12 protein-coding genes are annotated in these 14,830 nt (G+C 67.4%); 8 read left to right on the top strand and 4 right to left on the bottom strand.

Translation table 11 applies throughout. The features are described from left to right. Nucleotides 1-4 precede the first annotated feature (4 nt). The 4 genes from B3349_RS13900 (at nucleotide 5) to B3349_RS13885 (ending at nucleotide 6,656) form a co-directional block, all read left to right on the top strand. Nucleotides 5-2,116 (top strand): pseudouridine synthase, encoded by a 2,112-nt coding sequence (locus B3349_RS13900; protein WP_291589506.1) that lies wholly within the window; start codon nucleotides 5-7, stop codon nucleotides 2,114-2,116. Nucleotides 2,117-2,377: 261 nt separating this feature from the next. Next, nucleotides 2,378-2,887 carry a sigma-70 family RNA polymerase sigma factor gene (locus B3349_RS13895; protein ID WP_066541166.1) on the top strand — a complete coding sequence of 170 codons (510 nt, stop codon included), beginning with the start codon at nucleotides 2,378-2,380 and terminating at the stop codon, nucleotides 2,885-2,887. 47 nt (nucleotides 2,888-2,934) lie between these two features. After that, nucleotides 2,935-3,975: a FecR domain-containing protein gene (locus tag B3349_RS13890; protein WP_349682191.1), complete on the top strand. Its 1,041-nt coding sequence runs from the start codon at nucleotides 2,935-2,937 to the stop codon at nucleotides 3,973-3,975. 224 nt (nucleotides 3,976-4,199) lie between these two features. Continuing rightward, entirely contained in the window at nucleotides 4,200-6,656 is a 2,457-nt protein-coding gene (locus B3349_RS13885) for a TonB-dependent siderophore receptor (RefSeq protein WP_291589500.1), read from the top strand. A 143-nt stretch (nucleotides 6,657-6,799) separates the two neighbouring features. On the opposite strand, the gene aqpZ is transcribed toward B3349_RS13885, so the two are convergent. Beyond that, entirely contained in the window at nucleotides 6,800-7,504 is a 705-nt protein-coding gene (gene aqpZ / locus B3349_RS13880; protein WP_066541559.1) for an aquaporin Z, read from the bottom strand. Nucleotides 7,505-7,810: 306 nt separating this feature from the next. Between aqpZ and htpG the strand changes: the two genes are divergently transcribed. Beyond that, nucleotides 7,811-9,754: a molecular chaperone HtpG gene (htpG, locus tag B3349_RS13875; protein ID WP_291589497.1), complete on the top strand. Its 1,944-nt coding sequence runs from the start codon at nucleotides 7,811-7,813 to the stop codon at nucleotides 9,752-9,754. 80 nt (nucleotides 9,755-9,834) lie between these two features. Here htpG and B3349_RS13870 read toward each other — a convergent pair whose 3' ends face one another. Continuing rightward, nucleotides 9,835-10,980 (bottom strand): MFS transporter, encoded by a 1,146-nt coding sequence (locus B3349_RS13870; RefSeq protein ID WP_291589861.1) that lies wholly within the window; start codon nucleotides 10,978-10,980, stop codon nucleotides 9,835-9,837. A gap of 72 nt (nucleotides 10,981-11,052) precedes the next feature. Next, complete coding sequence (locus tag B3349_RS13865) at nucleotides 11,053-11,541, bottom strand: RidA family protein (RefSeq protein WP_291589495.1); 489 nt, start codon at nucleotides 11,539-11,541, stop codon at nucleotides 11,053-11,055. A gap of 180 nt (nucleotides 11,542-11,721) precedes the next feature. Between B3349_RS13865 and soxR the strand changes: the two genes are divergently transcribed. Next, the gene (gene soxR / locus B3349_RS13860; protein ID WP_291589493.1) at nucleotides 11,722-12,228 is read left to right on the top strand and encodes a redox-sensitive transcriptional activator SoxR; all 507 of its coding nucleotides are present in this window, start codon (nucleotides 11,722-11,724) and stop codon (nucleotides 12,226-12,228) included. A gap of 15 nt (nucleotides 12,229-12,243) precedes the next feature. Here soxR and B3349_RS13855 read toward each other — a convergent pair whose 3' ends face one another. Next, complete coding sequence (locus B3349_RS13855; RefSeq protein WP_291589491.1) at nucleotides 12,244-13,449, bottom strand: MFS transporter; 1,206 nt, start codon at nucleotides 13,447-13,449, stop codon at nucleotides 12,244-12,246. Between the two features lie 146 nt (nucleotides 13,450-13,595). Between B3349_RS13855 and B3349_RS13850 the strand changes: the two genes are divergently transcribed. Both B3349_RS13850 and B3349_RS13845 read left to right on the top strand, forming a co-directional pair. After that, nucleotides 13,596-14,321, top strand: coding sequence for a TetR/AcrR family transcriptional regulator (locus B3349_RS13850; RefSeq protein ID WP_291589489.1), 726 nt, complete (start codon nucleotides 13,596-13,598; stop codon nucleotides 14,319-14,321). A gap of 71 nt (nucleotides 14,322-14,392) precedes the next feature. Beyond that, nucleotides 14,393-14,824, top strand: coding sequence for a hypothetical protein (locus B3349_RS13845; RefSeq protein ID WP_291589859.1), 432 nt, complete (start codon nucleotides 14,393-14,395; stop codon nucleotides 14,822-14,824). The last annotated feature ends 6 nt before the right edge of the window (nucleotides 14,825-14,830 follow it).

Genomic DNA, 14,830 nt, shown 5'->3' with positions numbered 1-14,830 from the left:
CCCCATGTCCTCGACACCACCCAAATCCAACGATGCGGACCATTCCGCATCCCGGGCCACGCTGCGCGTGAAAGCCCCTGCCGCCGCGCCTGCCGCGGCGCCCGCTGCCCGCAAGCCCGGTCCCCGTGCCGGCGGCAAAGACTCCGGTGCGCCCCGTGGCGGTGCCGGCCGCCGTGACGACCGTCCCCGTCGGGATGACAGCCGTGGCGACCGCGAGGGCTATGCGCCCCGTGCAGACCGTGGCGACCGTTTTGAACGTACCGACCGCCCCAGCCGTCCCTACGCCCCGCGTGACGGGCAGGGTGGCGGCCGCGACAGCCGTGGCGAAGGCGGCTTTGGCCGCCCGGACCGTCCCTACCAGCCGCGCGGAGAGCGCAGCGAAGGTTTCCGTGGCGACCGCGAGGGCTATGCGCCCCGCGGTGACCGGGGGGATCGCGGCGGTGACCGTGGTGACCGTTTCGAGCGTTCGGACCGACCCAGCCGCCCCTATGCCCCGCGTGACGGGCAAGGTGGTGGCCGCGACAGCCGTGGCGAAGGCGGTTTTGGCCGCCCGGACCGACCCTACCAGCCGCGCGGCGAGCGCAGCGAAGGCTTCCGTGGCGACCGCGAGGGCCACGCGCCCCGTGCAGACCATGGCGACCGTTTCGAGCGCAACGACCGACCCAGCCGCCCCTATGCCCTGCGTGACGGGCAAGGCGGCGGCCGCGACAACCGTGGTGAAGGCGGCTTTGGCCGCCCGGACCGCCCCTATCAGCCGCGTGGCGAGCGCAGCGAAGGTTTCCGCGGCGACCGCGAGGGCCATGCGCCCCGGGGTGACCGTGGCGGTGAGCGTTTCGAACGCTCGGACCGCCCCAGCCGCCCCTACGCCCCGCGCGACGGGCAAGGCGGTGGCCGTGACAGCCGTGGCGAAGGCGGCTTTGGCCGTCCGGACCGTCCGTACCAGCCCCGCGGTGAGCGCAGCGAAGGTTTCCGTGGCGACCGTGAAGGTTACGCCCCCCGTGGTGACCGTGGTGACCGTGGTGACCGCGGCGGTGAGCGTGTCGAACGCTCGGACCGCCCCAGCCGTCCCTACGCCCCGCGCGACGGGCAGGGCGGAGGCCGTGAAGGCTTCGCTCCCCGTGGCGACCGTCCGGAGCGCGGCGACCGCGAGCGCCGCCCCCAGGGTGACGACCGCGCTGCCCGCCCCGACCATCGCACCCGCGACGATTTCCGTGCCGAACGCCGTGCCGGCCCCAAGCCGGGCGAAGAGCGTTCCTACGGTGGCATCCGCACCTACCGTGCGCCCGAGGCGTTGGGTGGCAAGGCCGCCCCGGTGAAGATCATCCGTCCCGAGCCCGTCGCGCCGCGCGAAGATGCGCGTCCCGGCGACGCCCGCATCAACAAGCGCATGGCCGAACTGGGCATGTGCTCGCGCCGCGAGGCCGACGAGTGGGTGGAAAACGGCTGGGTCAAGGTCAACGGCGTGGTGGCTGTGATGGGCCAGTTGGTGGTGCCCAGCGATCGCATCGAGATCGACCGTGCCGCCCAGGACCGCCAGGAGCAGCAGGTCACCATCCTGCTGCACAAGCCCATGGGCTATGTCAGCGGCCAAGCCGAAGACGGCCATGAGCCTGCCGTGGTGCTGATCAATCCCCAGACACGCTGGAACCACGACACCAGCAAGACCCACTTCAATTTCAGCCAGCTCAAGGGCCTGGCGCCTTGCGGCCGTCTGGACATCGATTCCGTGGGCCTGCTGGTGCTGACCCAGGATGGCCGCGTGGCCCGCCAGATCATTGGCGAGGACTCGACCATGGACAAGGAGTACCTGGTGCGCGTGACCTATGGCGACCGGGAAGTGGACATCCAGTCTGTCTTCCCGCTCGACCAACTGGCCCGTCTGCGCCACGGACTGGAACTGGACGGCGAGCCGCTGCAGCCTGCGCAAGTGGACTGGCAGAACCCCGAGCAGCTGCGTTTTGTGCTGACCGAAGGCAAGAAGCGACAGATTCGCCGCATGTGCGAACAGGTGGGCCTGCACGTGGTGGGCCTGAAGCGCATCCGCATCGGCAAGGTGGTGCTGGGCAATCTGCCGGTGGGCCAGTGGCGCTACCTGGGTGCCAACGAGCAGTTCTGACCCATAAAAAATGAGCGCCCTGGGCGCTTGCAGAGCCGGTTGGGGAAATCCCCGGCCCGATATCCAAAAGGAGCGCCTTGTGCGCTCCTTTTTCATGGCCGTGTCTGCTGCGAGCCGGGCGTGACCAGTGCGCAGGGGCCGACGGCAGGGATGCCCTGTGTGCCGGTGTGGGGTGTGGCTGGCAGGGGAAGGTCGTCGTGTATAGAATGCGAATTATTCTCAAATACAACATGTCCACCGCCTGGCTGCGGTCTCTCGTCCGTGACTGCTTCTCCCTCTCCCCCTGCCGATCCGGTCCGCACCCTGTACGTTGAACACCACAGCTGGTTGCAGACATGGCTGCGCGGCAAGCTGGGAAATACCTTTGAAGCGGCGGACATTGCGCACGACACCTTTGTCAATGTCATCAGCTCGGGCATGGCCGCACGCATCGAACAGCCGCGGCCTTTCCTGGCCACGGTGGCCAAACGTCTGGTCATCGGTCATTACCGCCGCCGTGTGCTGGAGCGCGCCTACCTGGATGCGCTGGCCTTGCTGCCCGAAGACCTGGCGCCTTCCCCGGAGGAACGCGTGATCGCCATCGAATCCCTGCAGGCGGTGGACCAGGTGCTGGACGCCCTGGCCCCCAAGGCCCGCGAGGCCTTTCTGCTGGCGCACCTGGAGGGGCTGAGCTACGCCGCCATCGCCGAACGGCTAGGGGTGTCGATGACTTCGGTCAAGCGCTATCTGATGCAGGCGCACCGCCAGTGCTTTCTGCTGGCGCTGGCCTGACCGGCTGCACACACCCGCTTGCCATGCGATCCCGCACACCAGCTCCTTTGAGCACCTCCGCGCCTGGTACCGAGGCACTGCCGCGTGCAGGCGGCGTGGCCATCGATGCCGCCGTGGCCGAAGCGGCTGCGGACTGGTTCACGCGCTGGCATGCCGGCGGGTTCACCACTGCCGAACAGGCACGCTGGCGCCGGTGGCACGATGCGCATGCTGACCATGCACGGGCCTGGCAGCACCTGCAGTCCATTACCGGTGTGCTGCCGGGCTTGAATGCCGGCGGGCTGGGCTACCGGGTGCTGCACGGCGCGCCTGCGTCGGCCGCCCGCCGTCGCCTGCTGGGCGTGGCTGCCGGTGTGGGGACGGCGGTCGGCGCCGGCTGGATGGCGGCGCGCACGCCGCAGTGGCAGCAGATCGCGGCCGACTACCGCAGCGGCCCGGGCGAGCGCCGGCAGTTCCAGCTGCCCGATGGCACGTTCCTGTTGCTGGGCACCCGCAGCGCCGTGGCCCTGCATTTCACGGCCACCGAGCGCCGTGTGCGGCTGCTGCAGGGCCAAGCCCTGTTCACCACCGGGCATCCGCAAGGGGCGCTGGGCGCTCTGCCGTTTGTGGTCGAGACCGCTGAAGGCCATGTCCGGGCGCTGGGCACCCGCTTTACCGTGCACCAGCACGACGGCTTGACCCAGGTGGCGGTGCTGGAGGGTGCGGTGGAAGTCCATGCTGCCGATGCGCCCCCGGGCACGCTCCCGCTGCGGCTGGATGCCGGTCAGGCCACGTCTTTCGAACGCATGCGGGCCTTGCCCCCTTCGGCAGCCGGGGAACGCGAGGTCGCCTGGAGCCGGGGACAGCTGTGGGTGGACAACCAGCGGCTGGACGATTTTCTGGCCGAGCTGGGGCGTTACCGCAGCGGCTGGCTGCGCGTTGACCCCGCAGTGGCGGGGCTGCGCTTTTCAGGGGTGTTCCCTGTGGGCGCGGTCGATGGGCAGGCCGATGCCGACGCCATTTTGTCCATGCTGCCCAATTCGCTGCCGGTGCAGGTGCGCTGGCGTACGCGCTGGTGGGTCGTGGTGGAGGCCGCGACCGGGCGGTGATGCGGCCTGCGGAGGGCGCGTCACTGTTCCCGGTGCATCCCGGGGGCGGACTTTCGCCGCTGTCGCCGCCATCACCAACCCCTGTGGACTTTTTTTGAAAAAATGCGGCACAGGGTGACCCGATTGCGCGTTCCAGGCGTCCTGGTTTCTGAGAGCTTTCATTGATTGCCATCGGATTCCACAGACTGTTTCACGCCATGCACCCTCATTCCTTCCCGCGCCCCGTGCGCCATTCTCTCGCGCCGACCGTGATCGCCCGTGCCGTGCACTGGGCCTTGTGCGCAGGCTTCGTTGCCGCGCTGCCGCTGGCCGCCACGGCCGTCCATGCCCAGGTGGCGGACCAGCGCAGCTACGACATTCCTGCCGGCCCGCTCGATACGGCCTTGCGCAGTGCCGCTGCCCAGGCGGGTGTGGCGCTCACCTTCACCCCTGAGCAGACCGCAGGCCGTAACAGCCCCGGCCTGCGTGGCCGCTACACGGTGGACGGCGCCCTGGGTGCCCTGCTGGCAGGCACCGACTGGCAGGCGGTGCGCCAGAGCAACGGGGGCTGGGCCTTGCGCCGGGTGGAACAAGCCCGTCCGGCCGCCGGTGCCGAGGCACTGGCCCCGGTGACCGTCACCGCGGCTGCGCTGAACGGCCCGGTGGCCGAACAGGCCTATACCCCTACCGGGGCGGTATCCACCGCCACGCGCATGGGCCTGACGCTGCGCGAGACGCCGCAGTCGGTAAGCGTGGTGACACGCCAGCTGATGGACGACATGGCGTTGACCGCCATGCCTGATGTGCTGGAGAAAACGCCGGGCATTACCGTGGGCCGCAACGACAGCGAGCGCTACACCTTCTACTCGCGCGGCTTCACCATCGAGAACTTCCAGTTTGACGGTGTGCCCAACACCATGGACTCGGCCAACCAGTACACCACCTCGCTGGCCGACAGCGCCATCTATGAGCGGGTGGAGATCGTCAAAGGTGCCACCGGCCTGCTGACCGGGGCGGGCAACCCCTCGGCCGTGGTCAACCTGGTGCGCAAAAAGCCCACCAAGGACTTCGCCGCGTCGGTGGAGGTGGGAGCCGGTTCGTGGAACCGCTACCGTTCAACCGCCGATGTGTCAGGCTCGCTCAACGCCGCCGGGACGGTGCGCGGACGTGTCGTGGTGGCTGGCCAGAATGCCGAGTCCAACGTGGACTACTACAGCCGGGATACGCGCAACTTCTACGCCATCGTCGAGGCGGATCTCACGCCCAACACCCTGCTGAGCCTGGGTTTTGACTACATGCAGTCCAAGGCCGATGGCTCCACCTTCGGTCACTTGCCGCTGTTCTACAGCGATGGCTCGCGCACCGATTTCAGCCGCTCGCGCAACCCGGCGGCACGCTGGTCCTACTGGGACAACACCAGCCGCAACCTGTTTGCCAGCCTGAAGCATGACTTCGGTGGCGGCTGGGTGCTGGATGCCTCGGCCAGCCACCTTACGCAGTCGCGCGATGTGGTCTATGGCGCGGCCTACAACGGCACCGTGAACCCGGTTACGGGCGCGGGCGTGCGCATGATCGCAGGCACCATTCCCACGCAGACCGATGCCAACACCTTCAATGCCGCGCTGAGCGGCAAGTTCCAGCTGCTGGGCCGCACGCACGATGTGATGCTGGGCGCGGGCACTTCGCGCCAGCACCGGGACGCCCAGCTGTCGAACACGGTCTGGACCACCATCCCCAACTACTTTGCCTGGGATGGCAATATTGCCCAGCCCGCGTTCACCCGCACCTCGGACCGCGAGATCGTGGTGGTGGAAAAAGGCCTGTCGGCGGCCACCCGGCTGCGGCCCACGGACGATCTGTCGGTCATTCTGGGCGCCCGCGCCAGCTGGTACGACATGCTGGACACCACCACCGTCCTGGCCACCGGCAATCGCACCGTGGGCAACGACCTGCGTGTGAACCGCAAGATCACGCCCTATGCTGGCCTGGTGTACGACCTGAACCCGACCTGGTCGGTCTATGGCAGCGTGACCAACATCTTCAACCCGCAGACCTACTACAAGGATGCGGGCGGCAATCCGCTGTCGCCGCTGACGGGGCTGAGCAAAGAGGTGGGTGTGAAGGGCGAGCTGCTGGACGGCAGGCTCAACACCAGCCTGGCACTGTTCCACATCAAGCAAAAGAATGCGGCGCAGTACGAGGGCGTGAACGGCAGCACCGGCGAGGAGATCTACACCGCCATCGACGGCATCACCAGCCAGGGCCTGGAGGCCGAGCTGTCCGGCAGCATCGTGCCGGGCTGGAATGTGTTCGGGGGCTATACCTACCGCACTTCCAAGGCGCCGACACAGCCGGATGTGGTGACGCCTGCGGTGAACACCAACCAGCCGCGCCACCTGCTGAAGCTGGGCACCACCTACCGCCTGCGCGGCGACTGGTCGCGCTGGACCGTGGGCGGCAATGTCACCTGGCAGAGCGAAACCTATTACCAGCAGCCTGCCGCACCGTACTGGCGTGCCATCCAGCCTTCGTATGCGGTGGTGGGCCTGATGGCGCGCTATGAGCTGGACAAGCACTGGTCGATGTCGGTCAACGTCAACAACCTGTTCGACAAGACCTATATGCCGGGCCTGGGATCCTATGGAACGGGGGTGTATGGCGATCCCCGCAATGTGCTGGTGACGGCACGCTATAACTTCTGAGTGCACCAGCACTGCGGCCGGCTGCAGCGCGTCGGGTGCCTCGGCCAAGCCGGCGGGAGCTGGCGGCCGGCCCTCCCATCAAAAAAGGAGCGCGGTGCGCTCCTTTTTTTCTCGCAGCGGCCAGGCCGCGCGGAGGTGGACGTTCAATCGTCCTTGCCGTTGCTCAGCAGGGCCTTGTAGATGACCGCGCCGACGATGGCCCCCCCGATGGGGGCCACCCAGAACAGCCACAGCTGGCTGACGGCGATGTCGGGGCCGAACACGGCCACGCCGGTGGAGCGGGCGGGGTTGACCGAGGTGTTGGTCACGGGGATGGAGATCAGGTGGATCAGCGTCAGGCACAGGCCGATGGCCAGGCCGGCAAAGCCGGCGGCAGCGCGTTTGGCGGTAGCGCCCAGGATGACGATCAGGAAGATGGCGGTCATCACCACCTCGGTCACGATGGCGGCGGTGAGGTTGTAGCCGCCGGGGGAATGTTCGCCATAGCCGTTGGTGGCAAAGCCGCCAATGGCCGCACCGGCCTTGCCGGTGGCAATCACATACAGAATGCCGCCGCCCACGATGGCGCCCAGCACCTGCGAAATCACATAGCCCGGCAGTTCACCCCAGGAGAAGCGCCCGCCCACGGCCAGACCCACGGAGACGGCCGGGTTGAAGTGCCCGCCCGAAATGGGGCCCAGCGCATAGGCCCCGGTGACCACCGTCAGACCGAAGGCCAGCGCCACGCCGGCCAGGCCGATGCCCACCTCCGGAAATGCGGCGGCCAGTACGGCACTGCCGCAGCCACCCAGCGTGAGCCACAGGGTGCCGATGAACTCGGCCGACCATTTCTTCAGATTGCTGTGCATGCGCATCCTCCATTTGCAGTTGCCACAAAAATGCCGGTCCATGCAGATGGTTGCCGGTACTGGCGCGGATCATAGGAAGTGGCCGCTCTTCGCGGGAGGGGCCAACTGTCAAGAAACGTCCCCATCGTGGAAGCCCAGGCTAGCGCATGTTGGTGTCAGCGTGTAGCGGGCAGCGTCTTGAAACTGTGGCGGCAGACCCTAAATGTGGTTGCGTCGTGGTCTATCGACACCAGGGCGTGGCGGTCATGCCACACTTGAGGGTTTGGTGGACCCCCACCCCGATTTCGCATTCACCAGCAGAATCCTATGAGCAAGCAAACCCATTCCTTCCAGGCTGAAGTGGCCCAGCTGCTGCACCTGGTCACGCATTCGCTGTATTCCAACCCCGAGATCTTCGTGCGCGAGCTGGTCTCCAACGCCTCGGATGCCTGCGACAAGCTGCGCTTCGAAGCGCTGAACGACAGCAGCCTGTACGGCGACCAGCCCAACCTGGAAGTGCGCATCGCCTTCGACGACAAGGCCAAGACGCTGACCATCACCGATACCGGCATCGGCATGAGCGCACAGGAAGCCATCGAGCACCTGGGCACCATCGCCAAGAGCGGTACCAAGGCCTTCATGGACAAGCTCTCGGGCGACCAGAAGACCGATTCTCAGCTGATCGGTCAGTTCGGCGTGGGCTTTTACTCCGGCTTCATCGTGGCCGACAAGATCAGCGTGGAATCGCGCCGTGCCGGCCTGCCCGCCAGCGAAGGCGTGCGCTGGACCAGCACCGGTACCGGCGACTTCGAGGTGGAGCAGATCACCCGCGAGCAGCGCGGCACCAGCGTGATCCTGCACCTGCGCGAAGACGCACGGGAATTCCTGAACGGCTGGAAGCTCAAGCAGCTGATCACCAAGTACTCCGACCACATCAGCCTGCCCATCCTGATGGAAAAGGAAGAGTGGAAGGACGGCGAGAACGACCAACCCGGCGCCATGGTCAAGACCGGCGAATGGGAGGCCGTGAACAAGGCCAGCGCGCTGTGGACCCGTCCCAAGAAGGACATCACGGACGAGCAGTATGTCGAGTTCTACAAGGCCATCAGCCACGATTTCGAAGCCCCGCTGACCTGGAGCCACAACCGCGTCGAAGGCAATACCGAGTACACGCAGCTGCTGTACATCCCGGCCAAGGCCCCGTTCGACCTGTACCAGCGCGACAAGCACGCCGGCATCAAGCTGTATGTGAAGCGTGTCTTCATCATGGACGACGCCGAAGCGCTGATGCCCCAGTACCTGCGCTTTGTGAAGGGCGTGATCGACTCGGCCGACCTGCCCCTGAACGTGAGCCGCGAGCTGCTGCAGGAAAGCCGCGACGTGAAGCTGATCCGCGACGGCTCGGTCAAGCGCGTGCTGTCCATGCTGGAAGACCTGGCCCGCCACGACAAGCACGAAGCAGCGGCCGATGCCGACGTGACCGATGTGGTCAGTGACGAGGATAAGGCCAAGGAAGGCAAGTACAGCCAGTTCTATGCCGAGTTCGGCGCCGTGCTGAAGGAAGGCCTGGGTGAAGACCATGCCAACAAGGACCGCATTGCCAAGCTGCTGCGCTTTGCCTCCACCACGCACGACGGTCTGTCCACTTCGCTGGCCGACTACAAGGCGCGCATGAAGGAAGGCCAGGAGGCCATCTACTACATCACCGCCGACACCCTGGCGGCCGCCAAGAACAGCCCGCAGCTGGAAGTCTTCAAGAAAAAGGGCATCGAAGTGCTCCTGATGACCGACCGCGTGGACGAATGGGCACTGAACTACGTGCAGGACTTTGACGGCACGCCGCTGCAGTCCGTGGCCAAGGGCGCCGTGGACCTGGGCAAGCTGCAGAACGACGAAGAGAAGAAGGCGGCAGAGGAAGCCGCCGAAGCCTTCAAGCCGCTGCTGGCCAAGCTCAAGGAAGCGCTCAAGGACAAGGCCGAAGACGTGCGCGCCACCAGCCGTCTGGTGGACTCGCCCGCCTGCCTGGTGGTGCAGGACGGCGGCATGAGCCTGCAGATGGCCCGTTTGTTCAAGCAGGCCGGTCAGGCCATGCCGGAGAGCAAGCCAGTGCTGGAAGTGAACCCCGAACACCCGCTGATCAAGAAGCTGGACGGATCGGTGCATTTCCACGATCTGGCGCAGATCGTGTTCGACCAGGCGGTGCTGGCCGACGGCGGCATGCCGGAAGACCCCGCCGCCTATGTGAAGCGTGTGAACGCGCTGCTGGTCTGAGCCTGCGGGCAGACCGTCCGGTCTGCCCCGTGGATCCCCGACCCCGGCCCCTTGGGTGCCGGGGTTTTGTTTTTCGGGGCCTAACCCGCCCGCGCCAGCCGCTGGTCCCGCAGCACCACGGCCAGGGTGAGCAGGCCCAGCGTGCCCCCAGCCAGGCTGGCGCCGCCCCAGCCGGCCTGCAGCCAGGCCCAGGCGCCCACCGCCGAACCACCGGCCGCGCCCACGAAGTAGGTGGTCATGTACACCGCATTGATGCGCGAGCGTGCCTGAGGCTCCAGGGCATAGACCACGTTCTGGTTGCTGATGTGCAGTGCCTGCAGCGCGCCATCCACCACCAGAAAGCCCAGCAGAAAGGCCCACAGGCTGTGACCGCCCTGCCACAGCAGCGCCCAGCCCAGCAGCATCAGCAGGCCACCGGCCAGGGTGGTGGCCTGTTCCCGGCCCCGGTCGGCCATGCGGCCGGCCACGTTGGCCATCAGGGCGCCGGCAATACCGACGATGCCGATCAGACCGATCTGCGTGTCATTCAGGCCATAGGCCGGGCCCGCCAGCAGCAGGGCCATGGTGGAAAACAGCACGCTCACCGTGGCAAAGCCCAGTCCGCCAATCAGCGCCCGGCTGCGCAGGCGCGGGTACTGGCGCCAGAGCTGGCCCAGTGAACGCAGCACGGCGCCATAGCCCAGCCGCACCGCCACCGGCGCCGTGGGCAGGGCGCGGGCCAGCAGCACGGCCATGGCCAGCGTGGCCACGGCGCCCACGCCGTACACCGCGTTCCAGCCGCCCAGGCCCGACAGCACACCGGCCACACTGCGCGCCGCCAGAATACCAATCAGCAAACCGCTCATGACCAGGCCCACGGCACGGCCGCTGGTGCCCGGCGCCGCCAAGCTGGCCGCCATGGGCACCAGCACCTGGGCGGCCACGGAGAACAGCCCTGTCATGCCCGTGCCCAGGGCCAGCAGCGCAAAGCTGTGGCTGGGGCCGCTGAGTCCGGACAGCGCCATGCCGATGGCGGCCAGCACCATCAGGCTGAGCACCAGACGCCGGCGCTCCAGCATGTCGCCCAGGGGAACGAGCAGCAGCAGGCCGAAGGCATACGACACCTGGGCAAGGGTGACGATGCTGGCGGCCTGGCCGTCATGCACGCCCAGCTTCTGGGCGATGGAGTGCAGCAGCGGCTGGTTGAAGTAATTGGCCCCGGCACACAGGCCGCAGGTGGCGGCCATCAGCACCAGGGTGCGGGTGGACAGGGGGATGGGGGTCGTGGTGGCAGACACCGGGGCGGCGCTCACCAACACTCACAAAGGGCGCACGGCCGTGGCTTCCACCTCGATCAGCATGCCCGGCAGGGCCAGCTTGGGGACGGGGATCAGCGTGCAGGCCGGAAAGGGCAATGGTGGCTGGTGGGCCTCGCCCCAGTACTGGCGCAGCGCCTGTTGCCACAGGTGAAAGCGCTCCAGCGAATGGTCCACGATCAGCACCGTGAGCTTGGCCACATCGGCCATGTCGGCATGGGCGGCATGCAGGGCGGTCTGCACATTGGCCAGGGCCTGGTGGGCCTGGGCGGCAAAGTCGTCCGGCAGTTCGGCGGCCATGTTTTCTCCCCCCTGGCCGGAGACAAAGACCCAGCGCAGCGGGGACTCCACCCGCACCACATGGGTGTAGCCGTTCGGGGCGGCGTCATACAGCCCGGGCGGCTGCAGGTGCTGCAGGTGGCCGCTTTGGGGTTTGGGCAGGGCGGCGGGAGAGGGGGAGGACGGAGCAACAGCGGCAAGGGCCTGGGCCATGGAGGAGATTCCGAATCAAGAAGCGCGGGATGGGGGGGAGGGTGCCGTGGTGCCACACCAAAGCAGCACCAAAACGGGTTACATTCTTCAACCTCAAGTTCACTTGAGGTCAATAGCCTGGGCCCATGCTTTGCAAGGCTTTTACGTACCGAAATCGACACATGCGAAAGGCTGTTAGCGATGTGGGAATCTACCGGCGCGGCACGCCGCAGCTGCGCGCAGCAGGCCGTGCCTGGCGAGAAGGCGGACGACAGCGGCACCGATGGCACGCTGCTGGCCGTGGGCGAGGTGGCCCGGCGCAGCGGCCTGTCGGTGTCCACGCTGCATTTCTACGAATCCAAGGGCCTGATCCACAGTGTGCGCACCGCCGGCAACCAGCGCCGCTATGCGCGGGTGGTGCTGCGGCGGGTGGCGGTGGTGAAGGTGGCGCAACGCATGGGCGTGCCGCTGGCCGAGATTGCTGCGGCCCTGGACGCGCTGCCGCGCTGCACGCCTACCGCCCAGGATTGGCGGGCCTTGTCGGAACGCTGGCGCGGCGATCTGGATGCCCGCATCCGCCAGTTGACGCAGCTGCGCGACCAGCTTGACGGCTGTATCGGCTGCGGCTGTCTGTCACTGCAGGACTGCCCGCTGCGCAATGACAGCGACCAGCTGGCCCATGCCGGGCCGGGGCCGCATTTCCGCTGAGTCCCCGCAGGGGGATCAGGCGGCAGGTGCCACGGCCATGGGGGGCAGGCGGTAGATGCGCCACAGCACCCACAGCGTGAGCGTGCCCATGGCGGCGCAGTACAGCGGCAGCGCGGTTTCCAGCCCCATGTGGTCGGCCATGCTGCCCAGCACCATGATGGGCAGCATGGAGCCGATGTAGCCAATCACCAGGTAGGTGGAAATCAGGCCGGAGCGGTTGTGGGCCTGTGCCACGCGGTTGACCAGCGACATGCCGCCGATGTTGCACAGGCCGTGGCCCAGCGCCACGGTGAGCACGCACAGCACAAACAGCAGGCTGGAGCCCAGGTAGTTGTTGACCAGCAGGATCAGCATGCTGGCGGCCAGTGCGCCCAGCCCGGCCTGTGCGCACCAGCGGCTGCTGCGGGCACGGGACAGGAACTGAAACCCGGCGGACAGAAACAGGATCATGCCCAGTGCCAGGCCGGAAACGGCAGGTCCATGCCAGGGCACCATGCGGGCCATGAAGCTGGGGGCCAGCGAGGCAAACAGGCTGAAGGCGCCAAAGGCCAGAAACACGCACATGCTGGCCAGCAGGTAGCGGCGGCGGTGCTCCGGTGCGGGCAGGGTGATCTGCGGCATCCAGCTGGGGGTCGCAAGGTCGGGGTTGGGTGTGGGCACTGGAACCTGGTGGCGGATGCGGCCCAGCGCCACCACGGCCAGCACCCCCAGCAGCAGCGAAGGCACATAGGCCGTCAGCAAAGGCTGTGGCAGCCACTGCGCCACCACACCGCCCAGCACCGGGCCCAGGCCAAAGCCGAAGGCAATGGTCAGGCTGGCCATGGCGGCGGCGCGCTGCAGATCGCCCTTGTTGTTGAGCTGGGTGAGCCCCAGCGAGGCCGAGGTGGTGATCATGCCGGAGGCCAGCCCGACCAGCACCCGCGCCACGGCAAAGCTGGCGTAGCTCCAGGCCAGGGCACTGAGCAGCGAACCGGCCGTGACGACGACCAGGCCCCAGCGCAGCACGCGGACAAAGCCGTGCCGGTCCGACAGGCTGCCCAGGGTCAGCAGACTGAGCATGGCGCCGGCCATGTACATGGCATAGACCAGCGTGATGTCACTGGTCTGCAGTTGCCACAGGGTTTGGTAGAGCGGATAGAGCGGGCTGGCCAGGGCGGTGCCCATGACGCCCACGCACATGGAGAAGCACACCCAGGGATAGGGGGCCCATTTGATTTGCATGATCGGACAGTGAGTAAGGGAGGCGGCAGGTGCATTTCCATGGCCCTGCGCCGGGTATGGAGGCGGTCGGTCGGCGAAAGACCGGTGCCTGCATACAATTAAAAATGACTTTTCGGTCAATTTTGTGAATTCTAAGGAGAAAACCCGTGTCTGTGCCGCGCACTGCTGCCTGCAGCCCTGATGCCGTCCCGGAAAAGGGGGGCGCCCCCGTTGCCGAGGCGGTGTGCCGCCGGCGCGGGCCCAGCCTGGACAAGACGGCACAGACGCAGCGCCAGATCACCGAAGCCGCGCTGGCCATTTTTCTGGAGCAGGGCATCACCCGCGCCACCATGGCGCAGATCGCGGTGCGGGCTGGCGTGGCCAAGGGCACGATCTACACCTACTACCCCTCCAAGGAGGCCTTGCTGCGCGGCGTGGTGCTGCAGGCCCTGGCGCAGTCGGCTGCCTACCAGCCGCTGTGCCGCCAGCCGGGCGAAACCGCCCAGGCCTTGCTGCGCCGCAGTCTGCTGCCGACCATGGAGGCCATCGAGCGCAGCGAACGTGGGAGCCTGGCACGCCTGATACTGACCGAAGCCAAGCAGCACCCCGAACTGGCGCGGCTGTACAAGGAACTGGCATTCGACCCCTGGCAGCAGCATGTGCTGGGCATTTTGCAGCTGGCCTGCGAGGAAGGGGAGTTGCAGAGCCGGACCCCGGAGGACTATGCCCGCCTGCTGGCCAGTCCGTTCTGGATGGGCATGGTGCACAACGGCCTGCTGACGGACGACCCGCAGCAGCACGTGGCTATCGCGCCCTTGATGGAACAGCTGATTGCGTTACTGTTTGCCTCACCCTTGCCTTCCTCCTCCCAGCCTGTCCGGAGCCTGCCATGACACCCCACACCACCTTTGCCATTCGGGACGCACAGACGGCCAAGGCCCGGCCGCATGCGGCCCGTTCCCTGATGACTGTGCTGGGGCTGGCGGCGGCTGCGCTGCTGGCGGGCTGTGGCTCGGTGGGGGCCGGGGTGGGTGTGGGCATCCCGGTGGGGCCGGTGTCGGTCGGGGTTGGCATGGGCAGCGGCGGCGTGAGTGCCGGGGTCGGCACCGGATGGGGCCCATTGGGCGTGGGGGTGGGGGTCAACCAGCGCGGTCAGGTCACCGGCAATGCCGGCGTGGGGCTGTCCACAGGTGTGGGCGGAGCCCGCGTGGGGGCCGGGGTGGGCACATCGACCGTGCTGCATGACCCCGCCCGCGCGCCGACACCAGCGGCTGCCACACCTGCCGGGGCTGCTACGGCGGAGCACCCGAACCCAGCCCCGGCACAGGCACCGATCCAGTGGCGCGATGCCAGCGGGCAGGTGGTGCCCACCTGCCGCGTCGAAGGGCGCTGCTGAGCCGCC

It is taken from the genome of Comamonas sp. UBA7528, assembly GCF_002479375.1.
Taxonomy (GTDB): domain Bacteria; phylum Pseudomonadota; class Gammaproteobacteria; order Burkholderiales; family Burkholderiaceae_C; genus Comamonas.
Note: the sequence above shows the minus strand (reverse complement) of the source record. Positions and strands in the feature narration are given on the sequence as shown.

Excerpts from the sequence above, each read along its gene's own strand:
- htpG (WP_291589497.1), top strand. The coding sequence starts at position 7,811 with ATGAGCAAGCAAACCCATTCCTTCCAGGCTGAAGTGGCCCAGCTGCTG.
- B3349_RS13865 (WP_291589495.1), bottom strand. The coding sequence starts at position 11,541 with ATGGCCCAGGCCCTTGCCGCTGTTGCTCCGTCCTCCCCCTCTCCCGCC.
- aqpZ (WP_066541559.1), bottom strand. The coding sequence starts at position 7,504 with ATGCACAGCAATCTGAAGAAATGGTCGGCCGAGTTCATCGGCACCCTG.
- B3349_RS13870 (WP_291589861.1), bottom strand. The coding sequence starts at position 10,980 with ATGGCCGCCACCTGCGGCCTGTGTGCCGGGGCCAATTACTTCAACCAG.
- B3349_RS13855 (WP_291589491.1), bottom strand. The coding sequence starts at position 13,449 with ATGCAAATCAAATGGGCCCCCTATCCCTGGGTGTGCTTCTCCATGTGC.
- B3349_RS13845 (WP_291589859.1), top strand. The coding sequence starts at position 14,393 with ATGACTGTGCTGGGGCTGGCGGCGGCTGCGCTGCTGGCGGGCTGTGGC.
- B3349_RS13900 (WP_291589506.1), top strand. The coding sequence starts at position 5 with ATGTCCTCGACACCACCCAAATCCAACGATGCGGACCATTCCGCATCC.
- soxR (WP_291589493.1), top strand. The coding sequence starts at position 11,722 with ATGTGGGAATCTACCGGCGCGGCACGCCGCAGCTGCGCGCAGCAGGCC.